24 protein-coding genes, 1 pseudogene, 1 riboswitch and 1 other annotated feature are annotated in these 23,063 nt (G+C 43.2%); of the genes and pseudogenes, 3 read left to right on the top strand and 22 right to left on the bottom strand.

The features are described from left to right. Positions 1-42 precede the first annotated feature (42 nt). Positions 43-2,238, top strand: a complete 2,196-nt coding sequence (locus D8877_RS04380; RefSeq protein WP_125340874.1) for an LTA synthase family protein — start codon at positions 43-45, stop codon at positions 2,236-2,238. A 53-nt stretch (positions 2,239-2,291) separates the two neighbouring features. On the opposite strand, the gene pulA is transcribed toward D8877_RS04380, so the two are convergent. The 4 genes from pulA to D8877_RS04360 form a co-directional block, all read right to left on the bottom strand. Next, complete coding sequence (gene pulA, locus D8877_RS04375) at positions 2,292-4,589, bottom strand: type I pullulanase (protein ID WP_125340876.1); 2,298 nt, start codon at positions 4,587-4,589, stop codon at positions 2,292-2,294. Positions 4,590-4,613: 24 nt separating this feature from the next. Beyond that, complete coding sequence (locus tag D8877_RS04370; protein ID WP_002895076.1) at positions 4,614-5,564, bottom strand: diacylglycerol kinase family lipid kinase; 951 nt, start codon at positions 5,562-5,564, stop codon at positions 4,614-4,616. Between the two features lie 9 nt (positions 5,565-5,573). After that, positions 5,574-7,532 (bottom strand): NAD-dependent DNA ligase LigA, encoded by a 1,959-nt coding sequence (ligA, locus tag D8877_RS04365; RefSeq protein ID WP_125340878.1) that lies wholly within the window; start codon positions 7,530-7,532, stop codon positions 5,574-5,576. A gap of 105 nt (positions 7,533-7,637) precedes the next feature. After that, entirely contained in the window at positions 7,638-8,153 is a 516-nt protein-coding gene (locus D8877_RS04360) for a QueT transporter family protein (RefSeq protein WP_048774197.1), read from the bottom strand. Continuing rightward, positions 8,151-8,287: riboswitch (PreQ1 riboswitch) on the bottom strand. (Overlaps the previous gene by 3 nt.) A gap of 28 nt (positions 8,288-8,315) precedes the next feature. Here D8877_RS04360 and D8877_RS04355 point away from each other — a divergent pair. Next, a complete protein-coding gene (locus D8877_RS04355) occupies positions 8,316-8,756 on the top strand; it encodes a GtrA family protein (RefSeq protein ID WP_125340880.1) in 441 nt (146 codons plus the stop codon). A 70-nt stretch (positions 8,757-8,826) separates the two neighbouring features. On the opposite strand, the pseudogene D8877_RS04350 reads toward D8877_RS04355, so the two are convergent. From D8877_RS04350 to D8877_RS04270, 16 genes and pseudogenes are all read right to left on the bottom strand, one after another. Continuing rightward, positions 8,827-9,534, bottom strand: a pseudogene (locus D8877_RS04350) (B3/B4 domain-containing protein). Positions 9,535-9,551: 17 nt separating this feature from the next. Beyond that, positions 9,552-10,001, bottom strand: coding sequence for a MarR family winged helix-turn-helix transcriptional regulator (locus D8877_RS04345; RefSeq protein ID WP_125352533.1), 450 nt, complete (start codon positions 9,999-10,001; stop codon positions 9,552-9,554). 129 nt (positions 10,002-10,130) lie between these two features. Further along, positions 10,131-11,138 (bottom strand): hypothetical protein, encoded by a 1,008-nt coding sequence (locus D8877_RS04340; RefSeq protein WP_125352531.1) that lies wholly within the window; start codon positions 11,136-11,138, stop codon positions 10,131-10,133. A gap of 32 nt (positions 11,139-11,170) precedes the next feature. Further along, a complete protein-coding gene (locus tag D8877_RS04335) occupies positions 11,171-12,097 on the bottom strand; it encodes a YihY/virulence factor BrkB family protein (protein ID WP_185760172.1) in 927 nt (308 codons plus the stop codon). A gap of 32 nt (positions 12,098-12,129) precedes the next feature. After that, positions 12,130-12,987: a methionyl aminopeptidase gene (locus D8877_RS04330; protein ID WP_125352527.1), complete on the bottom strand. Its 858-nt coding sequence runs from the start codon at positions 12,985-12,987 to the stop codon at positions 12,130-12,132. A gap of 21 nt (positions 12,988-13,008) precedes the next feature. Further along, positions 13,009-14,286 (bottom strand): CBS-HotDog domain-containing transcription factor SpxR, encoded by a 1,278-nt coding sequence (gene spxR, locus D8877_RS04325; protein ID WP_185760160.1) that lies wholly within the window; start codon positions 14,284-14,286, stop codon positions 13,009-13,011. Beyond that, positions 14,279-14,830, bottom strand: coding sequence for a GNAT family N-acetyltransferase (locus D8877_RS04320; protein WP_124765933.1), 552 nt, complete (start codon positions 14,828-14,830; stop codon positions 14,279-14,281). Before D8877_RS04320 ends, spxR begins: the two co-directional genes overlap by 8 nt. Before the next feature lie 33 nt (positions 14,831-14,863). After that, positions 14,864-16,123, bottom strand: a complete 1,260-nt coding sequence (gene murA, locus D8877_RS04315) for a UDP-N-acetylglucosamine 1-carboxyvinyltransferase (protein WP_125340895.1) — start codon at positions 16,121-16,123, stop codon at positions 14,864-14,866. 268 nt (positions 16,124-16,391) lie between these two features. Then, a complete protein-coding gene (gene metK, locus D8877_RS04310) occupies positions 16,392-17,582 on the bottom strand; it encodes a methionine adenosyltransferase (RefSeq protein WP_125340897.1) in 1,191 nt (396 codons plus the stop codon). A gap of 341 nt (positions 17,583-17,923) precedes the next feature. Next, positions 17,924-18,538, bottom strand: coding sequence for a tetratricopeptide repeat protein (locus tag D8877_RS04300; protein ID WP_002909357.1), 615 nt, complete (start codon positions 18,536-18,538; stop codon positions 17,924-17,926). A gap of 33 nt (positions 18,539-18,571) precedes the next feature. After that, complete coding sequence (locus D8877_RS04295; RefSeq protein ID WP_002895042.1) at positions 18,572-19,039, bottom strand: deoxycytidylate deaminase; 468 nt, start codon at positions 19,037-19,039, stop codon at positions 18,572-18,574. Positions 19,040-19,255: 216 nt separating this feature from the next. Then, positions 19,256-19,615, bottom strand: a complete 360-nt coding sequence (gene rplT / locus D8877_RS04290) for a 50S ribosomal protein L20 (protein ID WP_000124830.1) — start codon at positions 19,613-19,615, stop codon at positions 19,256-19,258. Between the two features lie 44 nt (positions 19,616-19,659). Then, positions 19,660-19,860 carry a 50S ribosomal protein L35 gene (gene rpmI / locus D8877_RS04285; RefSeq protein WP_002895038.1) on the bottom strand — a complete coding sequence of 67 codons (201 nt, stop codon included), beginning with the start codon at positions 19,858-19,860 and terminating at the stop codon, positions 19,660-19,662. Between the two features lie 33 nt (positions 19,861-19,893). Further along, positions 19,894-20,424, bottom strand: a complete 531-nt coding sequence (gene infC, locus D8877_RS04280) for a translation initiation factor IF-3 (RefSeq protein ID WP_002895037.1) — start codon at positions 20,422-20,424, stop codon at positions 19,894-19,896. A 16-nt stretch (positions 20,425-20,440) separates the two neighbouring features. Beyond that, positions 20,441-20,571 (bottom strand) — a sequence feature (ribosomal protein L20 leader region). Positions 20,572-20,597: 26 nt separating this feature from the next. Beyond that, positions 20,598-21,275, bottom strand: coding sequence for a (d)CMP kinase (cmk, locus tag D8877_RS04275; protein WP_002909356.1), 678 nt, complete (start codon positions 21,273-21,275; stop codon positions 20,598-20,600). Between the two features lie 9 nt (positions 21,276-21,284). Beyond that, a complete protein-coding gene (locus tag D8877_RS04270; protein WP_002895035.1) occupies positions 21,285-21,722 on the bottom strand; it encodes an SAG1386/EF1546 family surface-associated protein in 438 nt (145 codons plus the stop codon). Between the two features lie 45 nt (positions 21,723-21,767). Between D8877_RS04270 and D8877_RS04265 the strand changes: the two genes are divergently transcribed. Beyond that, on the top strand, positions 21,768-21,980 hold the full coding sequence (locus tag D8877_RS04265; protein WP_312023222.1) for a ferredoxin: 213 nt from the start codon (positions 21,768-21,770) through the stop codon (positions 21,978-21,980). On the opposite strand, the gene D8877_RS04260 is transcribed toward D8877_RS04265, so the two are convergent. Both D8877_RS04260 and D8877_RS12335 read right to left on the bottom strand, forming a co-directional pair. Then, the gene (locus tag D8877_RS04260) at positions 21,962-22,450 is read right to left on the bottom strand and encodes an EbsA family protein (protein WP_125342312.1); all 489 of its coding nucleotides are present in this window, start codon (positions 22,448-22,450) and stop codon (positions 21,962-21,964) included. The genes D8877_RS04265 and D8877_RS04260 overlap by 19 nt on opposite strands. A gap of 346 nt (positions 22,451-22,796) precedes the next feature. After that, a partial coding sequence (locus tag D8877_RS12335) for a glycosyltransferase-like membrane protein (protein ID WP_514248612.1) occupies positions 22,797-23,063 on the bottom strand: 267 nt, incomplete at its 5' end.

Genomic DNA, 23,063 nt, shown 5'->3' with positions numbered 1-23,063 from the left:
AGGAGAAAATTTTTAGGAAATAAGACAAGGAAGTAACTTTTTGTGAAAAAAATAACCAAGAATTTACTCAATTTCATGAGTACGAGACTAGGTTTTGTCTTGATTTTATTGGTCCTCTATTGGATAAAAACCATGTGGGCCTACACGATTGATTTCAACCTCGATATTCAAGGTGCCTATCAAGTATTTTTAGCTATTATCAACCCTTTCCCTATCAGTCTCTTGCTGCTAGGACTAGCACTTTATGTAAAACGAACCAAATTATTCTACAGCCTAGCCTTCGGAATCTATCTGCTCCTCTTTGCTTGGCTGGTATCTAACTCCATTTACTACCGCGAGTTCAGTGACTTTGTTACAGTCAATACTATGCTGGCTTCTAGCAGCGTTTCAGCTGGACTTGGGGAAGCAGCACTGGAGCTCTTCCGCCCTTGGGATATTCTTTATCTGATTGATTTTCCGATTTTGGCCTTCTTATTCTTTAAGAAATACATCCGAATGGATGACCGCCCTTTCAATAAACGCGCTAGCTTTGCTGTGACCTCCCTGTCCGCCATGCTTTTCTCAGCCAACCTTTTCTTGGCTGAAATTGACCGGCCTGAGCTCTTGTCACGTGGATTTTCCAACTATTATGTCGTTCGGGCTCTGGGCTTGCCAGCCTTTCTAGGTTACAGTGCCAACCAGACATATACCGCTAATCGTGAGCGTTCCAAAGCTTCTGAAAAAGACTTGGAACCAGTAACAGAATACATTCAATCCCACTATGCGGAACCTAATCCAGAATATTACGGGATTGCCAAAGGACGAAATGTCATCTACGTCCATCTGGAAAGCTTCCAGCAGTTCCTGATTGACTATAAGCTGCAGGCAGATGGGAAAGAGTACGAGGTGACACCTTTCCTCAATTCCCTCTACCACTCCAATTCGACTCTGGCTTTCTCTAATGTCTTCAACCAGGTCAAGGCTGGTAAGACTTCTGATGCTGAAACCATGATTGAAACTGGGCTCTTTGGTCTCAATCAAGGCTCCTTCATGGTCAATTACGGTGGTACCAATACCCAGCAAGCAGCACCTTTTATTCTTTCCAAAAACGGCGACTATACTTCTGCTGTTTTCCATGGAAATACTGGAAGCTTCTGGAACCGCAATACAGCTTACAAGCAATGGGGTTATAACTATTTCTTCGATGCGTCTTACTTTACCAAGCAGGACGACACCAACTCCTTCCAGTATGGTTTGAATGACAAGATTATGCTGAAAGATTCCATCAAATATCTGGAACACCTGCAGCAGCCTTTCTATGCTAAGTATATCACGGTTTCCAATCACTATCCTTACACGACTAGCTTGATTGGTGACGAGATCGGCTTCCCGCTGGCTAAGACCAAGGATGAAACCATCAACGGTTACTTTGCCACTGCCAACTATCTAGATTCTTCTGTCAAGGCCTTGTTTGATTATCTTAAAGAATCTGGCCTCTATGACAACTCTATTATCGTTCTCTATGGAGACCATTTTGGAATTTCCCAAACCCGTAATCCTAACTTGGCCCCTCTTGTAGGAAAGACCTCTGAGACTTGGTCCAACTACGACAATGCCATGATGCAGCGCGTGCCATACATGGTAGTGGTGCCTGGCATGGACAAAGGAAAGATAATTGATACATACGGTGGTCAAGTAGATATGCTGCCAACATTAGAGCATTTACTGGGCATTGACTCTAAGAACTACCTTCAAGTTGGACAAGACCTACTGTCATCTCAGCATCAGCAAATCACAGCCTTCCGCTCCAGCAATAACTTTGTCACTCCAAAATACACTAGCTTCAATGGACGGACCTACTACACCCAGACCGGTGAGGAAATTACTAATCCTGACGAAACCATCAAGAAGGAGCTGGATGAGATTCGCAATGCTGCCAATACTCAGCTGAAGATGAGTGACGCTATTCAGACCGGCGACTTGATTCGTTTCTACAAGGGGAATGACTTAGGCAAGGTCAACCCTAAAGATTACTCTTATCTTAATTCAATGAAAGCCTTGTTGGCTATTGAAAAGGAAAAAGGCGACCAATCAACCAGTCTTTACTCCAAGCGAGGCAATGTCTCCACTGTGGACCTATTTAACTCGCCAAGCTATCGGGCACTGCATCCAGAGCAGTTCCAAACTAGCAGCAGCGACGAAGACAGCAGTCAAGAAGACTCAAGCTCTTCCAGCTCTAGTTCCACAGCCAATCCATAGATAGCAAAAGCCTTAAGTCCATTGGACTTAAGGCTTTTCTTGCAGCTAATAACTTATTGAATAACTTCAAAAACAGAAACCGTCAGATTTTCAACATAGAAAGGCTTCTTATGACGGCTATTGCCCACTATGAGACGCAGCTTGTCTGCATTAGGCAGATAATAGGGCAGGCCACTAGCATTAAAAATAACCTGATAATGCTTGTCGTCCTTAATCTCAAAGATAATCAAACCACTGCCCTGCTCTGCTGATTGAACAAAGACATGCTTATAAATATCTTCATAGGTCTGATAAGAAAAGGATTTGCAGCTTGTCTTGAGACGAATGATGTCCTTGATAAAATCAATACTCTCCTGATGGTCCTGCAATAGATTCCAATTCACCTGATTGACTGCATCTGGCGCATTGTAGCTGTTCATAGCCCTTTCACGATCGCTATGCAGGACTTGGCCGTCCTCTCCCGTAGCTACGAGCTTAGTACGGGAGAATTCCTGTCCCAGCTCCATGAAAGCCATGCCTTGCATGAGCAGGTTCATAGCAGTTGCCAACTCAATCCGCTTGGTGCGAGTCAGAACATCATCGTCGGGATGCAGCTCTGCAAGCAAATCATGCAGGTTGAAATTATCGTGAGCCTCGACGTAGTTAAGGACTTGATCAGGACTGCGATAGCTGCCTAGCTCACTGCTGCCAAGGATAGACTTAGCGACGATATCCTCCGTCGCCTGACCACTGACAAAACCAGCCTTGATGCCGCCGTAAACCTCGGCTCCCTTGACCGCATCCCGCTCTGTATCATTGAAAAATCCAATCCGCGGCAACTGATAAGCATTGTCCTTTTTGGCCTTGTCTTCTGGTCTCAGGCCCGTTCCCATATCCCAACCTTCTCCATACAGCAGGATTCGTGGATCCACCTCATCCATGGCCTGACGGATGGCATTCATCGTTTTTACATCATGAATGCCCATTAGGTCGAAGCGGAAGCCATCTACATTAAACTCCTCTACCCAGTACAGCAGAGAGTCAATCATAAACTTGCGGAACATCTCGTGCTCACTAGCTGTCTCACTGCCCACTCCTGTTCCGTTTTGGAAAGAGCCGTTAGGATTCATCCGATAGTAATAATCCGGTACTATAGCCTGAAAAGCAGAATCATAGGTCGAGTAGATGTGATTATAGACAACATCCAGTGTCACAGAAATTCCCGCATCATGGTAGGCCTGAATCATCGTTTTCAAATCACGGATGGCCTGCGCTGGGTCAGCAGGATTGCTGGAAAAGCTAGTCTCTGGAGCATGATAATTCTGCGGGTCATAGCCCCAGTTGTAGATTAGCTCTCCATTTTCATCATAGTCCTTGTGACGATCAGAGACGGGCTGAAGTTGGACGACATTAACGCCTAAATCACTGATATAGTCAAAGCCTGTCTTTTGCCCTAGATGATTGGTAGTGCCTTTTTGACAGGCTCCCAAGAAGGTCCCGCGCAGCTGACTATCCACGCCTGAAGTCTCCGACTTGGTCAAATCTCGAATGTGCATCTCATAAATCACCGCTTGATTTGGATTGTCCAAGCGCCAGACGGCTTCTTTGCCCTGTCGAACCTCAAAACCAGCTACTTCTGTCTCATCCGCTCCAAGAATCGCTGAGCGCTTACCATCTGGACTGGTCGCAATGGTATAGAGATCTCGAGTATAGAAATTGCGGTATTCAAAGCTAACATGGTAGTGATAGGTTTTACCGGTCAAGTCTTCTGCTATTTCAGTTGACCAGACACCTATGGTGTTTTCCTTATGGTCGTGAGAATATCGGTCACCTTTTTGCATTGGGAAGATTTTATAAACAGGAGCTCGATTGTCAGCCGATTCATAGACTACCAACTCTACCTTCCTAGCTGTCGGTGCCCAAACTTTGAAAATATGTGCGCCGTCCATCTGACGGTGTCCCAAACAGCCTTGATAGCCCCAACATTCATCAAAGTAGTCTGTTCTCAGGGCCACATCAAAGTTATGCGGACGCCGGCGTGAATACTGGTGACTCGTCGTTGCAGCCTGCAAAGAATAATAAACCTGCGTATCTCCCTCAATCAGCCAAATTTCCGTCACCAGATGGGGAGGTAACAGATCAATATGATAGTCACAGGACTGGCTAGACCAGTCTGAACGTTTGATAATCACATGAGCGTGATCTAAGGGCTCCCAGGTTTGAAATGATAATTCCCCCTGAATACCAAAATAATCAAGTTTGGAAAAGGCTACTTCCTGTCCCCATTGGTTTATTTGCCACTGCCACATATCATAGGAGAAATAATCTCCAGTAGGATTGTGATAATGGACTAAGACTTTATAGTCTAGCATGTTCTTTCATCTCTTTATCTAAAATTATTCTATTGAAAGGGCTGTCTGACTGATTTCATCAATATTGGCAAAAAATTCCAAATGTCCGTGCAGCACTTCCAGTTCAACAGGCGTATCGCCACCGTATTCTCCATCCAAATTCAGCATAAATGGACCTTTTTTATCTAAAACTTCCAGCTGCAGCTTGCTTGTTTTAAGGTATTCTACATTGATATCGCCAACGTGCTGACCGCCATTGATAGCCTGCATCATCAGGCTTAGCATATCAAAGAGATTGGCTGTCTTGACCAAAATCAAGGTAAAATTCCCATCGTCTAATTTAGTGTCTGGCGCTAGCTTTTCAAAACCACCGATAGAATTGGTCAGAGCCGCAAACATGAGCGAAATCTTTCCTTCAAAGACACCGTGGTCGTGCTTGATACGGACCTTGCGGAACTTAGAGCGAGGGAGTTTTTTTGCTCCTTCTGCAACATAGGCAAAGTAGCCTAGGCGGGATTTGACCTCGCTAGGAACGCTGTAAGTTAGCTCTGTCAGGGTTCCAGCTGCTGCAATATTAATAAAATACTTGCTGCCATATGCCCGGCCAATATCCATTTTAATGGTCTGATTTTTTTCGATAATGCGGGCTGCCGCTACTGGATCTCCCATGGGAATCTTCAGAGCACGCGCATAATCGTTGGTTGTACCAGTTGGAATAAAGGCCAATTTAGGCCGTTCATCCAGATTCGCCACGCCATTAACTACCTCATTGATGGTACCGTCGCCGCCTGCCGCAATAATCAAATCAAATCCTGCTTTTGCTGCTCTTTCAGCTTCTTTTTGAGCAGAAAGAGGCGCTGGAGTGGTTTGGTAGGCGCTGGTTTCATAGCCCACATCCTCCAAAACATCCAAAACTTCCGCAATATTTTTCTTAATAATTTCCTGTCCCGAAGTCGGGTTATAAATCAATCGTGCTCGTTTAATCTTATCCTTCATACTTCAGCCTCATAAGCTATCAAGCCAATCTTCATCCCGAATTTCAATTCCTAACTCCTGAGCCTTGGCCAGCTTGCTGCCGGCATCTTGGCCAGCCACTACCAGATCCGTTTTTTTAGAAACAGATCCGGAAACATTAGCACCCAGACTCTGCAATTTTTCTTTAGCTTGATTGCGGGTCAATTTTTGTAATTTACCAGTCAAGACAACCGTCATACCAGATAGGGCTGCATCAGCCGCTGCCTTTTGCCCTAGATAGTCTAGATTCACACCTGCTTCCTGTAATTCCGCCAAAAGAATATGGGAGCCTTCCTGCTCAAAATAGGTATGCAGGCTTTGGGCAATCACAGTTCCAAGGCTGTCAATAGCCGCAATCTCTTCTTGGCTGGCCTGAGACAGCTTAGGAATATCATGAAATTTCTCCAGCAAAATCCGACTGGCCTTGCTTCCCACATGGCGAATCCCCAAGCCGAACAAGAGGCGTTCAGCCGAGTTCTCCTTGGAAGCTTGAATAGCAGTATACAATTTATTTGCTGATTTTTCCTTAAAGTTCTCTAATTCTAGTAAATTTTCTACCGTCAGCCGATAGATTCCAGCCACATCTTTGACTAGATTTTGAGCAAAGAGCTTCTCTACCACTGCTGGACCCAGGCCAGTAATGTTCATGGCATCCCGGCTGGCAAAATGAATCAGCCCTTCCTTAATCTGGGCCGGACATAGAGGGTTAATGCAGCGCAGAGCGACTTCGTCTTCAAAGTGTACCAGCTCACTCTCACAGCTCGGACAGTGACTTGGTATTTCCAGAGGCTCCTCTGAGACTCGTTTGGACTCCACCACTCGCAAGACAGCAGGAATAATATCTCCCGCCTTATAGACGATAACGGTATCTTTCTGACGAATATCCTTCTCTGCAATATAGTCCACATTGTGCAAGGTTGCTCGACTAACTGTCGTTCCCGCTAGCTGCACTGGCGTCAGATTAGCTGTCGGAGTCACAACTCCCGTCCGACCCACTGTCCAGTCAACAGATAGAAGCTGGGCTTCCTTTTCCTCAGCTGGAAACTTATAGGCGATAGCCCACTTAGGTGCCTTGACAGTAAAGCCAAGCTCCTCTTGCACCGCCAAGTCATTAACCTTGATGACAATACCGTCAATTTCATAAGGCAGGCTATCCCGCTCCTCAGCGATCTTTTCGATAAACTCCCAAACTGATTCAATAGAGTCCGCCAGAATATGAGTAGGATTGACTGAGAAGTCCAAATCTGCCAGCTTGTTTAAGACCTCTTCTTGGCTGCCAACCTGAGTAGGACTGGCTTCTTGGTATAGGAAAGTCGCTAGATTGCGCTTAGCCACAACTGCTGTGTCCAGCTGGCGCAAGGTTCCCGCTGCTGCATTACGTGGATTGGCAAACTCAGGCTCACCATTTTCCTGTCGCAGCTGATTGACCGCATCAAAGGATGCCTTGGGCATATAGCACTCTCCGCGAACCGTAATGTCCAGCGGTTCTTTCAAAGTCAGTGGAATATCCTTGACTCGCTTGAGATTTTCAGTAATGTTTTCACCAACAGAACCATCCCCCCGAGTCGCTCCTGCTACCAAGATTCCATTTTCATAGGTCAGGGAAATAGAGAGCCCATCAATCTTGAGTTCACAAAGATAAGAAACTTGTGGAAATTCCTTGCGAACCCGCTGGTCAAAGGCTAGTAATTCTTCACGTGAAAAAGCATCCTGCAAACTAAAGAGAGGATACTGGTGTGGATATTTTTCAAATCCTTCTAAAATCTTCCCGCCCACCCGATGCGTCGGACTGTCAGGCAGGATATCGGTTGGGTACTTTTCTTCTAACTCCGCTAACTCACGATAGAGTCTGTCATACTCGCTGTCCGATACGCTTGGCCTATCTGCCGTATAATATTCATGAGCATATCGGTTGAGCAATTCTACTAATTCTGACATTCTTTCTTTCATACTTCTATTTTATCACAAATACACAAAATCTTCCTCTATTTGTCCCGAATTCTTCCTAAAAAAGAAAAGGAGACAAAAAGAGCGGAAATTCCGCTCTCTGCTGTCTTATTTTGTCAAATCAATATTTTTTGCAATCTGGTTAATAATGATAGCTCCAGCAATCAAGGAAGCAAATTCTCCAATGGCCGTTGTAAACCAAGTCAGGAAGAATGGCAGGCCTTGCAAGAAATGTAACTCTGCAGCAATGGTCACCATCGAAATAGAGAATAAAACTGCAAAATAGAAATGATCCAAACGAATCAAGCCTTTAATCAGATATTGATTCTTATAGCGACCAAAAAGGTAGACACCCAGTGACAGGAAGACCAAGGTGGACCCACCGCCAACAAAGACATCAACGATTCCAAAACTATAGAGATTGGCAATCATACAGCCAATGGTCACGCCCATAATATATTTCCGATTATAAAAGGCCATAAAGTTCATCATTTCAGAAATTCTGAACTGGTAAGCACCATAGCTTATAGCATTTAAAGGGGGCGTAATCGTAAGGGCTACATAAATAGCAGCGACAATGGCAATCTGAGCCAAATCACGAACTCTCAGTTTTTCTTGTTTCATGTTTTCTCCTTTAGCGGCTTTACCGCGTGTAATATGCTTGGCGAAAGAAGCTAAGCGCCAAGGGTTGCGTCACATGAGAGGAGCATCATTAGATGATTCCTCCACAGATTTGGCAACCCAACTAGTATAGCATAAATCCTAGAAATATGATAGACTATCTTTATGAAATCTTTAATCAAAAAATTCTTTGACAATGAGGTTCTGTCCTATCTTTTCTTTGGTGTGGCAGCTACCCTTGTTTATATGACTACTCGTCTCCTTATCTTCGCTCTTACAGGACAGACATTATTTGCGACCATTACTGCTAATGTCACAGCAGTACTTTTCGCCTTTATCACAAATGATACCATTGTCTTTAAACAGCAGCGCAAAGGTTGGCAAAAGCGACTTTTTAAATTTGCTCTGGCGCGTTCTGGCACTCTTTTGCTAGACATCGTTCTTGCAAAATTATTAGTAGATACTTACCCTAATATTATCGGGCAATTTGTCAACAATGAACGCAACCTTATCAACTCGATAGAGTCCCTTTTCTCTCAAGTGCTTATTATTGTCCTCAACTATGTTTTCAGTAAAGTCTTTATCTTTGAAAACAAGAAAAACTAATTGACTATGATACTTCAACCTTAAAATATCAAATCTGGACCAGATAATTCTGATCCAGATTTTTTTAGTCTCAGATTTCCAAGCTTGGATTATCAAGCGTCAGATGGGTGATTTCACCTTTGACACCAAAATAGTCCTCAATCAGAGTCTGAAGCTCTATCATAGCTGCTTGAGCACGCACGGCCTGCTCTTCGTTGATGGACTCGATAACCAAGATGGCATTCTTGGTCTCCTCGGTCAGCATAGTTCGCTGGGCTTCTCGCCAGTTAAGGCAACGGCAGACAGCCCCCTCTTCATCATAGTAGATGATTTCTTCTGGCAGAGCCGGTGCGTCACTCTCAGCTCCCAACGGGAAAAAGGCTTCGCCACCTTTGGCTTTTCCTAGATGAAGACCTCCGACAATCTTATCCAAATCCTCACCGCCACATGGAACCGCATAAGACAGCGAGACACTGTTGTAGATATCGACCAAAGGATTGATTGGATGAAATTCCCGACCCTGACTAACCCGCTTGAGCAGGGCTTCGATAGAGGATCGTGCTCCTTTCTTGGTCTTGAATTTGCTGAATGCCTGCCGCCACTCCTAAATGACTTCATTTTGAGTGAAGTTCTCGTCTGGGATAAAGTCCTCAGCTCGCTTTGATCCCTTATCCAGCAGGGATTTGAAATATGGGTCCTTACTTTCATCTACACTATTATCTAGCTCCTTGACCACTAAAATACTAATCTGAGCTTTCGGAAATACTTGCCAAAATTCATTTTCAACTGTTACTTTCATGATGCACCTCTTTAATCTTAATACTTTCTTTTTTGACCTTTTTTGACTGCTTCCCAGTCACCTGTGATGTTTGCACGCACTCGTACCAGCATTTTCTCCAAGGCTTGAACTTCCGCCTGAGAAAAGCCCTGCAGGGATGCCTCTTCAGAATAGGCATTCTCAGCTAGGATAAAAGGATAGAGTTTTTCCCCTTTTTCCGTCACAAACCATTCCTTGTTCTTCTTGTTGTCTTTGGCTGCCTTCTGCTGGACCAAGCCCTTGGCCTCTAGCTTCTTAACAGATCGGGCAACCGTTGAGCGATCCACCTTGAGCAGCTCCGACAGTTCCTCTTGGATAATCCCCGGATTCTCCGCGATTCGTACCAGATAAAGATATTGCCCCCGCGCCAGCTCTATGTCGCGGAACTCAATATTAGCAATGGAATCCAAAGCCCGGGCAATAATCCCAATTTCCCGCAATACTGACATATCCCCTCCTTTAAAATTTTAATTAAAACTATTATATCATATTTTGTTGCAAATGCAATAAAATTAAATAAAAAGAAAAAAGAGGAAAATCCTCTTTAAAATTGGCAAAAATATCTTTTTCTAGTTTTCTCATTCCTTATAGTATTTTTGTAATTCTTCCGCTGAATTAATGACATGTTCCTGCCCATCTACTGAATATTTAGCTGGGATGGTCACATTCTCAAATACATTAGTCCCTAGCGGAAAGAAGAGTTCAGTTACGTTTTTTACTAATTCAACATCGGTTTCTCTATTTAAGAAAGTAACACGAGCATCCTCACCTTGCATGATTTTGTATATTTCAGGATACTTTTGTGCTAGTAGTGTTTTACCTAAATTTTTCTTTAAGTAAGTTTCACCTAAATACAACCCTTTCGAAAACAAAGTTATGCCTTTTCTCTCAAGATTATCTGATAGATTCGTCTGATAAACGAAATTATTATTGTCTGTCATCTTTTGAATATGAACTTCATCAGCATGAACAACTTTATCTTCTTTCAAATCAATATAATAAACCCGATTAGTTTTTTCTATACGATGGTGGAGGAGAATCGGAATGTATTTTTTCTGAGTTGAATAGTCTAGTAAGACCACCTTCGAATTCAGCTCGGAGGGAATTAAGTCTTTATTATAGGAACGAACCAATTTAAAGATATCTAGCTCTTTTTTATCTAATTTCTGGCCATTAAGCTTATAAATGGCTAATCTCCAATATTCCCCTTTCTCTGGTATGTTACGATTAAATTTTTCGACATTTTCTCGGGATGGATTATCCTTCAGTTTCATAAAACTATTTGCAAAATATCCGTTCTCAAAATACATTATCACATCAAATTTCACAGAAGCATAGGACTTTACTTTTGACATTTGCTCCTGTTCTTCAGAATGAATTACTGACCAATGGTAAGCAAGTGCATTGCCATTTTCAAAAATTTTAAACCGTGGTTCATACTCTGGAACATAATATGTAAACTGCCCATACTCTTCTTGGAATTTCTTTGCCTCTTCCTTGCTCCATATAAAATACGTTGCAGCTCCTAGAATCAAGACTAGAGCGACCACAATACTCTTCCATTTAGTTATTTTTTTACTTTTCATACTTATTTATCCTTCTCCACTCTAAAACAACATCAGTCCTCTTCTTCATCCTGCTCTTTCTTCTTGAAAGTAAAGCGTCCAGTGCTTTCAACTTGAAACCCTGACTCACAGCAGCTCTGGATACTGGCATTGAGTACTGCACCAACAATCAAAATTTTAGCAATTATGATAAACCAAAACATCATCACAACCATAATGATGGAGCTGAAAAAACGAACATCAACTAGGTGATTTAAATAATTATCCATGTAGACGGAAAAGATATTCAGCAAAGCCAGAATGGTCAGGAGCACGAAGGCACTGCCAGGCAGAACATAGCGTTTTTTCTTGATTTTCACATTAGGAAGAAAATAATAAAGCATGACCAAAACCGCAAAGAGTAAGGCGTAAATCAGGGGCTCCGTAAAATTCTGCAAGTGCTGATAGAGCTGGCTATCCAGCTGCCAATAGGTACGGAGGAAATCCATCGACATATGACCGAACATGGTCAGAAAGAGGGCCAAGGCAAAGAGAATCTGCAGACCAAGACTCACAAATAGACTCATGACGCGATGAGAAATCAGCCCTCGACTCTTAGCCACCCCATAGGCTTTATTAAAGGCAATCTGCAGGAAATTCATGGACTTGGAAAAAGTCCAAAGAGCTGACAAGACTGAGAAGCTCAGCAGGCCAGTCGAAGGCTGGGTCAGCACTTCACGCATGACTTTTGCTACAACATCATATAAAGTCTCAGGTAGCATGTCCTTGATGGCTGTCAGAAAATCCGCCACCGGAATGTGAAAATAGGGCAAAATATTCACCACGATTAAGAGCAAGGGAAAAACGGAAATCAGCCAATAATAAGCAACTGCAACGCTGCTCAGCTCGCTATCTGCCTCTTTATAAAAACGGAAAAATGCTCTTAAAAACTGATTGTTACGAACCTTGCCAAATAATTTCTTCACTCTCTTCTCCTTCAAAAAAAGCTGAGACAATGCCCAGCCTTTGATTTCTAATAAGTCCCTTCTTCTCCCTGGCTGGTCAGAATGACAGGGCCATCTTTTGTAATGACAAACTGATGCTCATACTGACAGGACAGGCCGCCATCCAGTGTTTTGTGTGCCCAGCCGGTCTCAAAGTCCGTATCAATTTCCCAGGTACCTGTATTGATCATGGGCTCGATAGTCAGAACCATTCCCTCACGCAAGCGCAAGCCGCGTCCTGCTCGACCGTAATGCGGCACCATAGGCTCCTCATGCATGGTTGGGCCAACACCGTGCCCCACCAAATCACGCACAACGCCATAGCCATGACTTTCAGCATATTCCTGAATTGCTGCGCCAATGTCACCGATACGATTGCCAACCTTGGCAGCCGCAATTCCACGGTAGAGACATTCTTTGGTCACATCCATCAGCTGCTGAGCCTCTGGGCTAATCTTCCCTACAGCATAGGTCCAGCAAGAGTCTGCTACACCGCCCCGAAAACTATCTGTGTGTTGCTTCATCTGTTCCACATTGTCAAAATCTAGCTTGGACACATCCAGCTCTGCCTTATCGGTCAAGCCAACCACCATATCAACGCTGATGACATCACCTTCTACCAGCTTCTGATGACGGGGAAAGGCATGGGCGACTTCGTCATTTAGAGAGCAGCAAGTTGCATAAGGATAGTCCATGACAGAGCCTTCCACACCAATCTGCAGAGGCAAGGCATTGTCTTCTTTACAACGCTTGCGGACATACTCTTCGATGTCCCACATGTCAATGCCTGGCTTAATCAAATCTCTCAAACCAATGTGGACTGAAGCCAGAAAATCTCCACTCTTGTCCATCAAGTCAATTTCACGCTGTGATTTTAAAGTAATCATTCTTTCTCTAAATTCCTCTTCTTAATTAATTTTCACTGTAATTGTGGCTTTGACAACCAGCATCGCTTCCAGATACATCTCAAAGTCAATAATGGCTGTCCGCCTAGTCTGACGGATAATACGCGGCTGGATATGTAGCAAGTCATCAATCTGAACCGCCTGAAAGAAATAAATCATCAGCTGGTCGATTATCAAGCTGCGGCCGCTGTTGACCATGAGCTGCTGGGTAATCCGAGTCAAAATTTCTGTCAGGACACCGTTAGCCAACACACCATTTTGCTCCAGCATAAAAGGCTCAACGGTAAAGGAGAACAAATCATCCTGACGGCTAATCTTCTGTCCTACTTGCTCACTGAAAGTCGGCAAGCTGGAAATCTGAGAACGGCTCATTTTTTCCATAATGTCCCGCCGTGTAATCACGCCCAGCAAGGTCTGGTTGCTGCGAACTACTGGTATCATTTCAAAATCTTCTGCAATCATGCGCTGGCTGATATTAGCAATATTGGCAGATAAACCTGTCATAAAGACATTTTTCGTCATGACCTTGTCCAAGGTTGTCAGAGGGGACTTATCACCTGCATCCCGCATGGTTACTACTCCCACCAGCATCTGCTGTTGGTTGATAACCGGAAACCGGCTGGCGCGATTGCGGCGGACCAAGTCCAGATAGTCACGAACAGTATCAGTATCATGCAAGAAGCCGTACTCGTGGCTGGAGCGATAGACCTGCTCCACTGTTAAAATATCGGTCTTGATCTGCATATTGGACAGGGCACGATTAATCATGGTTGCAACCGTGTAGGTATCGTGCTTGGTCCTGAGCACTGGTATATTAAGCAGATTAGCCATCTTCAGAACATCCGAGCTGACTTCAAAACCTCCAGTAACCAACACCGCATTCTCATTTTCCAGAGCCAAGAGCTGAATTTTCGTCCGGTCTCCGACAATCAGGAGACCACCCTCTGTCAGATAGTGCAGGATATTCTGCTCCGTCATGGCTCCGATGGAGAACTTATTAAACTCTTTTTCTAGACCATCTTCTCCAGCCAATACTTCCGAGCCTGTAATATCAACGATTTCCTTATAGGTCAAATGCTCCAAGACAACTTTCTTGGACTTGACCCGAACCGTACCACTCCGAGGCCTAGTCTCAACAATACCGCGGTTCTCCGCTTCCTTAATAGCTCGATAGGCCGTCCCATCACTAACTCCCAGATAGTTTGAAATACTGCGGACACTGACCCTCTTGCCGATTGGAAGATTTTCAAGATAGGTTAAAATTTCCTGATGCTTACTCATTAAAATCTCCTCTCTCATAACGGTACTCCAAATAATCTCTCATCTTTCTCGTGTACCGATCGCTCCCTTTAAACTGCCGGTAGAGACTGAAGCCAGATTTTTGAGCTACCTTTTGACTAGCTAGATTCTCTGCATGAGTGATAATGCTAATACGTTTGAAGTCAAAGCGGGTAAAAGATAGAAAAGCAATTTCTCGAACAATTTCTGTCATCAGCCCTTGGCCCCAGTAGTCTTGCCGCAGAAAATAGCCTAACTCAGCTTCTTTCTTAATTTCGTCCATCTTTTCAAACTTGACAGAGCCAATCATTTCCTGCGTTTCCTTGTGACAAATAGCCCAAATCCCCAGAGGATTTTTCATAAAGAAATTGGCAATGACGTATTCACTTTCCTCTAGGCTTGCTTCTGTCGGAAAAATGAACTGAGTATTTTCCGGATTGGACGCAATCTTATATAGGGCTCCTGCATCTTCAAATACAATGGGCCGCAAAAAAGCATGCTCTGTCTCGATAAATGAACAGGCTGCTAAATGTGTCCATAAATTCATCTGCTACCTCTACAAAAAATAAGCGAAAAACGCTTATTCTTTTATCAACTGGATATCTGCACCCAGATTTGTTAATTTTTCAATAATATTGGAATAGCCGCGCAGGATAAACTCGATATTAGTAATCTCTGTCTTTCCTTGAGCCATCAAACCAGCAATAACCAAGGCAGCTCCTGCTCGTAAATCGGTCGCCTTGACCTGAGCTCCCTGCAGTTGATTTGGTCCCTCATAGACAATCTGATCACTACTGGTCGAAATTTTTCCTGCCATCTTAGCCAGCTCCGCCACATGGTTAACCCGCTTCTCATAAATGGTATCCGTAATCTTTCCGTGGCCATTAGCTGTCAGCAAGAGCGGAGTGATGGGCTGTTGTAGGTCAGTTGCAAAGCCTGGATAAGGAGAAGTCTTAATGTTTATAGCACGCAGATTTTGCTGCTCTTCGACAAAAATGCTGTCTTCAGAAACCGTCATCCGAACACCCATTTCCTCAAGCTTGGCAATAAAACTCTCCAAATGTTCATAAAGGACATTATTAATCTGAATTCCTTGACCAATAGCTGCAGCAAGGGCGATATAAGTTCCTGCCTCGATACGGTCTGGAATTACTTGATGACGAGTTCCATGGAGGTGTAGAACCCCCTCAATCGTGATAATATCAGTTCCTGCTCCTCGGATGTGCGCTCCCATATTGTTCAAGAGAGTTGCCACATCAATGATTTCTGGCTCCCGCGCTGCATTTTCAATAATAGTCCGACCTTTGGCCTTGACAGCAGCCAACATCGTGTTGATGGTAGCACCCACGCTGACCGTATCCATATAAATACTAGTGCCCTTAAGCGGCTGGCCTCCTGTAGATAGGTTCATGTAGTTGCCGTCCATGGTCATCTTAGCCCCCATGGCTTCAAAAGCCTTGAGGTGCAAGTCAATAGGACGTGGACCCAAGTCACAACCACCAGGCAGGCCCACCGTCGCTTCACCATAGCGACCAAGCAAGCTACCATAGAAATAATAGGAAGCTCTTAGACTGTTGATCTTTCCATAAGGCATAGGGACGTTTTGGATACCGCGCGGATCAATCGTCAAACTGTCCTCAGAGCGAGTAACACTAGCCCCCATGGCAATCATAATATCAATCAGACTATCCACATCCGAAATATCCGGAACGCCATCCAACGTTACAATATCATCCGCCAGAATCACAGCTGGAATCAAGGCAACGACACTGTTTTTAGCACCATTAATAGTCACCTCTCCTTTTAAGGGGCGACCACCATGTATTACAATTTTTTTCATGTTTAAATTAAAGCTCTTTCAAGGTATTGCCATTTATTATACCACAGATTCGGGAAATTTCCTATACTTTTAGATAAATAAGACAATTGAAATTAAAATGAAACAGGGAAAATGGCTTTTTCAATAATTTTTCAGAAAAAACAGTATTGCAAAAATGAGAGAATCGCAAGTCTAGACTGCTTGGCTTTTAAAAGTTGCCTGTATAGAAATGACTTTTTCTTTTAAAAAATAGAAAAGTTCCCAATCATTACGATTGAGAACTATCATCTTACTGCACTGCTGCTTTCAAAGCCTCTACCTTATCCAACTTTTCCCAAGGCAGGTCAATGTCTGTCCTACCCATGTGGCCATAAGCTGCTGTCTGACGATAGATTGGGCGTTTCAGATCCAGCATTTGAATGATACCGGCTGGACGCAGATCAAAAATCTGACGAACCGCTTCCTGCAACTTGCTTTCTGCAACAGTACCAGTGCCAAAAGTATCGATGCGTACAGAAACCGGCTGAGCCACACCAATGGCATAGGCTAACTGTACTTCTGCTTTCTTGGCCAGTCCAGCCGCCACGATGTTTTTAGCGATGTAGCGAGCTGCGTATGAAGCTGAGCGGTCGACCTTGGTTGCATCCTTACCAGAGAAAGCACCGCCACCGTGACGAGCATAACCGCCGTAAGTATCCACAATAATCTTGCGTCCTGTCAAGCCAGAGTCCCCTTGCGGACCGCCAATTACAAAGCGACCGGTTGGATTGATGAAGAATTTCGTCTTATCATCCAAATATTGGGCTGGGATAACTGCTTTAATTACCTTTTCAATCACATCACGATGAATCTCTTCATTAGTCGCTTCTGGGTCATGCTGGGTCGAAATAACTACCGTATCCACGCGCACTGGCTGGTCATTTTCATCGTACTCAACGGTCACCTGAGACTTAGCATCTGGTCGCAGATAGGCAATCTCTCCTGATTTGCGCAATTCCGCCAATCGACGGACTAGCTTGTGACTGAGCGAGATAGGCAGCGGCATGAGCTCCGGCGTTTCATCCACCGCAAAGCCAAACATAAGCCCCTGGTCTCCAGCACCAATCAAGTCCAATGGATCTTGATCCGCATTCCCACGAACTTCCAGAGCTTCGTTGACACCCTGAGCGATATCTGGCGACTGCTCCACCAAAGATGGATGAACACCGACCGTCTCTGCTGAAAAGCCATACTCTGTATTGGTGTAGCCAATTTCTGCAATGGTATCACGAACCACACGATTGATATCCACATAAGCTGTGGTCGAAATCTCACCAAAAACATGAACCGAGCCCGTATAAACGGCTGTTTCAGCAGCCACATGGGCATCTGGATCCTGACTCAAGACAGCATCCAAAATAGCATCGGAAATTTGGTCTGCAATCTTATCAGGATGCCCCTCCGATACAGACTCAGACGTGAAAAGTTTACGTTCTGACATAGAAATGTCCCCCCTTAAAAAATATTAAACAAATAAACAAACTCCAAAATGATGAAAATCTTGTCACCTACGAGTTACGACGCGAAAGAAATAAAAACGATACCTTTTTATTTCTGAGCTAGTAAGGCGCATAGGGTGACCGCAATATAGCGACAACCATAAAATGACGAGCGACTTTGGAGCCGTCATTGTTTGCGAGTTACAAAGTACTGATAGAAGTTTCCTACCACCTTATCGGGACTATATAACTTCTTCATTATACCACTTTTCGCTAAAAACTTCAGAATTTTTTTAATAGAAAAAGCTATAGACGAAAACTATAGCTTTATTGCAATGATAAACTAAGGGCAGCTTGCTAACAACTCTTCAACTTCCGCCTTACCGATAGCATCACCAGCTTGGTCAAAAAGTCTGATAGCAGCCGCGAAGTTGATTCTTGCTTCTTGGAGATTTCCCAAAGCTTGAGCAATTTCGCCCAAGCCTCGGTAACTACAGGCATGATTGATCACATCATCTGACTCCTTAGCATAGATATTCGCCTTTCGCATAAACTCCTGAGCTTGAGTCAATCGGCCTAATTTAAGATTTAGATAACCTAGCTCATAGAGATTAACTGATTGACGATAATGGTCATCTGGGAAGTACATCGCTAGGAAAGCAGCTTCTTTTTCTATCCACTCTAAAGCTTGATAAAAATCTCCCGCAGCTCTAGCAACATAGCCTAGCTGATGATAAGCGATATGCTCATTTTCAATATCACTATCATTTTGAGCCTGAATCAGATAAAGCTCCAAATTTGCAAAAGCATTCTGATAATCTTGCCTTTCTACAGCAAGATAAGCTCGCAAATTCCAGCGGCTAAAGGAATCTTTTTCAAGCTGCTGCTCTAGTTCTTCGGCCTTATTTAACTGCCCTTCAAAGAAATGCTGCCAAGCAGCTGCCAATTTATCATTCATCTGCCTTCTCCTTTTACCTCCAGAACTTCTCCTCTAAACTAAATCCGTTTGAGCAATAGCCTTCTTGACATCATCCAGTGGCAGATGAACTAATTCCACCTCTTTTTCCTTGTAGAGATACTGAGCATAGTCATCTATGCGATATTGGTTGATATAGACTACCCGTTTGCAGCCGACCTGAAGCAGTTGCTTGGTACAGTTGAGACAGGGAAAATGGGTCACATAAGCCGTAAATCCTTTAGGAACTCCCCGCTCGGCTCCCTGCAAGATAGCATTGACCTCAGCGTGCAAGGTCCTTACGCAGTGACCATCAATAACCAAACACTCATGGTCAATACAGTGCTCAGTCCCTGAAACCGAACCATTGTAACCAGTTGAAATAACCTTATTATCCTTAACCAAGACAGCACCAACCTTGGCCCGCTTGCAGGTTGAGCGATTAGCGATTAAGAGAGCCTGAGCCGCAAAATACTGATCCCAAGCCAAACGATTCTCTGACATAATTTCTCCATTCTACTGATTTTTATTTACATAAATGTCTGTTTTTTCTATTATATCGCAATTCCCTATTTTTAACTAGCTTTACCATGAAAGCTGTCTTATCAGTAACAAGCCTTTATCTATACTATAAGTGGCATGGTAAGCTATTTCTCTCTTCAGACTTTTCATTAAGAGTTATAAAAAAAGAACCGAGGAAATCCTCGGTTCATGTTTTAATTATTTACCAAGCTTAGCTTTAGCTGCATCTGCAAGAGCTGTGAAAGCTGCTGCATCGTTAACAGCCAAGTCAGCCAACATTTTACGGTTAACTTCAATCTCAGCCAATTTCAAACCATGCATCAATTGTGAGTATGAAAGTCCGTTCAAACGAGCTGCCGCATTGATACGAGTGATCCAAAGTTTGCGGAAGTCACGTTTTTTCTGACGACGGTCACGGTATGCATAGTAGTAAGAGTTCATTACTTGCTCTTTTGCAGTACGGAACAAGATATGTTTCGCTCCATAGTAACCTTTAGCTAATTTTAAAATACGTTTACGGCGTTTGCGTGATACAACGCCACCTTTAACACGTGCCATTTATATTTCCTCCAATATTTCCTAGATAATTGTTACAGTAGCTCTTATTTCAGACCTGTAAGCATTGCTTTGATACGCTTGAAGTCTCCTGCATGCACCATTCCTGCTTTGCGAAGATGACGGCGTTGTTTCTTAGTCTTTCCGTGGAAACGGTGAGAAGTGTAAGCACGGAAACGTTTCAAGCCACCAGAACCTGTACGTTTGAAACGTTTAGCTGATGCGCGGTGTGTTTTTTGTTTTGGCATAATGTTTTCTCCTTTTTCTATCTTTCTGACAATCTATTTTTTGTCAGGAATTGGCGCCATCTGCATGAACATCTGACGTCCATCCATCTTAGGCTTTTGCTCAATGATAGCAACATCCTGAGTCGCTTCAGCAAAATCTGCTAAAACTTTAGCCCCGATTTCTTTGTGGGTAATCATCCGGCCTTTGAAGCGGATAGATACCTTTATTTTATTTCCTTTTTCAAGGAACTTGCGTGCGTTGCGAAGTTTAGTGTCAAAGTCTCCCTTGTCGATGGTTGGACTGAGACGGACTTCCTTCACAGTAACAACACTTTGTTTCTTGCGTTGTTCTTTTTGTTTTTTCTGGTACTCAAATTTGAACTTACCGTAGTCCATAATTTTTGCAACAGGTGGTTTAGCTTGTGGCTGAATCAGGACCAAATCAACATTTGCTTCATCCGCAAGAGACTGCGCTTCGCTCAGTGGTTTAATACCTAATTGTTCGCCGTCAAGACCGATCAAGCGAACTTCACGCACACGAATTTCATCATTGATGAATAAGTCTTGTTTTGCTATGGTTTTCACCTCTTTTTTTATTTTTAGAGAAAAACAAGTGCGGACCTGCTAACGCAAACCCGCACTACATGATAGTATTTCATCACTGAAACTAAATCCTGTAGAGCCAGACAACGTTAGTCGCAAGGCGAGAAGCTCTCACTTCTGCTTTTCTCAACTCTACTATCATACCAAGTTTCATTTTATTTGTCAATGATTTTTTTCGCTTTTTCTTCGATAAATGCAACAACTTCAGAAATGCCAACACCCGTGGTATCAAAATGAATGGCATCGTCTGCCGGTCTCAATGGCGAAACCTCACGGTGACTATCCTTATAATCCCGCTCGGCAATTTCTTCTTTCAGTTTCTCCAAATCAGCTGGAATTCCTTTTGATAGATTTTCCTTATATCGGCGCTCAGCTCTTTCATCAACCGAGGCTACCAGATAAATCTTGAGCTCAGCCTGAGGCAAGACAACCGTTCCAATATCACGGCCATCCATGACAATCCCTCCCTGAGCTGCAATTTGCTGCTGCAAGGCCACCAGTTTCTCACGGACTTGAGGAATGGCAGATACCCAGGAAACATTATTGGTAACTTCATTTTCCCGAATAGGGTGAGTCACATCAACGTCGCCGACAAAGACTAGCTGCTCACCATCTTCTGCTCGACCAAAACTGACCGAATGATTATTGAGCAAGTCTACAATTTCAGTGGCGTCTGCTTCTGTCAGATGATGCCGCAAGGCCAGATAGGTTGCAGCCCGGTACATGGCTCCTGTATCTAAATAAGTATAGCCAAAGTCCTTGGCAATAATCTTGGCGACAGTCGATTTTCCACTGGAAGCAGGACCGTCAATCGCAATTTGAATCTGTTTCATGGCTGGCTCCTACTCAATCTTCACAACATCACCTGGATTGGCATACCAAGAACCAGTGGACATATGAGAAGGGTTCAGCTGTTCAAGCTTGGCAATAGAAATACCTGCACGCGCTGCAATGGCTGCTTCTCCTTCGCCAGGCTGGACAGTCAGAGTTCCTTCAGATGATTCTGTCGTATTTGCCGCTGTCTGCTCTGCTGTAGAAGACGCTTCACTGCTAGAACTTGCTGCTGAAGTGCCGTAGAAACCTTCCATTTGGGTCTGTCTATTACTTCCTCCAGTAGACAGATAGGTCAGGAAGCACACCACTGCAACCACTAAAATACAGAAAATAATGGTTAATATGGTCAACAAGCGGTCTGCATTCAAGGCGCTAAACTTCTTAGTTCGTTTCAACTTATCTTCTCCGTTATCGTATACATCTTCTTCCCATGGTTCTTTTTCCATGACTTCCTCCTTGAGTTTTTCTTAAAATCTTATTACAATATGGGTATGAAAGTAACACTCATTCCCGAACGGTGCATTGCCTGCGGGCTTTGTCAAACCTACTCAGATCTCTTTGACTATCATGACAATGGCATCGTCAAATTTTACCAGGACGACCAGCTCCTAGAAAAGGAAATCGCTGAGGATCCCGATGTCGTGGAAGCCATCAAAAACTGCCCAACCCGAGCTCTTTTGAAAGACTACGATTTTTTGGACTGACTGCCATAGTAAGCTTCAAAATAGTCAATATGGGTAAAATTATCTACTAATTCTACCTCACCCTTAAAATACTCATTAAGGGCCAGGGCATTGACAAAATATTTCTTAGGCCACTTGCGCATACAAAAACTCCGGCTGCGGCTCTGCCCTTTAAAATATAAGGTAATAGACGTCTTAGTCACTTCGACTTTTTCAATATCTGAAATCTTGACCTTTATCGGAGTAAAGGGATTGGCTGTGATAATTCGCAAGGTTCCATCATCATAAATGGTAAAATAACGATGAACTCCCATTCCCAGCAAAACCATGAACAAGAAGAAAGAAAACAGAACAAGAGTCGGCACTCGTGAGCTTTCATACATCAAAGCCAGGCCAACAAAAATCGGAATGACCGATAAAGACCAATATATTATCAGGATAGCTACATCTGGCTGCCAGTGATAGCGAACCTTACCGAAAATCTTTATCATGCTCACACCCCCATACTACTAGTTTAGCATAAATTAAGAAAAAATAGAACAGGTAGACTTGCCCATTCTATTTTTTTAGTCTCTATAATTTCTATTAGCAGGTAAAATAACTGATAGTTGACAAAGTCCTCATTTTTCATGTTAGTTTTCTGTTATACTAATTTCCCAAAACAAGTTTTACTTTGCTTCCAAGCAGAAAGTTTGTTGGAAGATAATTTTGCAACTTTTTAAATTTTTTAGCAGACGAAACTGCCTTATTAAATTCAGTAGAAGTTGTCTTAATAATTTAACTTTATTATCTGAACTTTTCACATCAAGAACCGCCAAATAACAGAATTCGTTATAATTACTTTATATTGGATTTTTGATGTTTTGTTTTAAAATAATCAATTATAGAAGACCATCCTGTGGCAGAAATGGTTATGATAGCCGGTAAAAATTGAATTAGGTATCTTGTCCTTCCAGCTTCAAAGATAAATAGAAACATTAATGCACCAAAAATTGAGATTTGCATCCAAAGTAGATAGTAATTATTCGTAACAAATAACTTTGAATAAAATATCAAACCTATTACCATTATAACCCAGAGTATCTGTATAAAAAGAGCATAGTA

Origin of the sequence: Streptococcus sanguinis (genome assembly GCF_003943735.1) — a bacterium.
Classification (GTDB): domain Bacteria; phylum Bacillota; class Bacilli; order Lactobacillales; family Streptococcaceae; genus Streptococcus; species Streptococcus sanguinis_E.
This window is presented reverse-complemented; position numbering and strand designations above follow the sequence as displayed.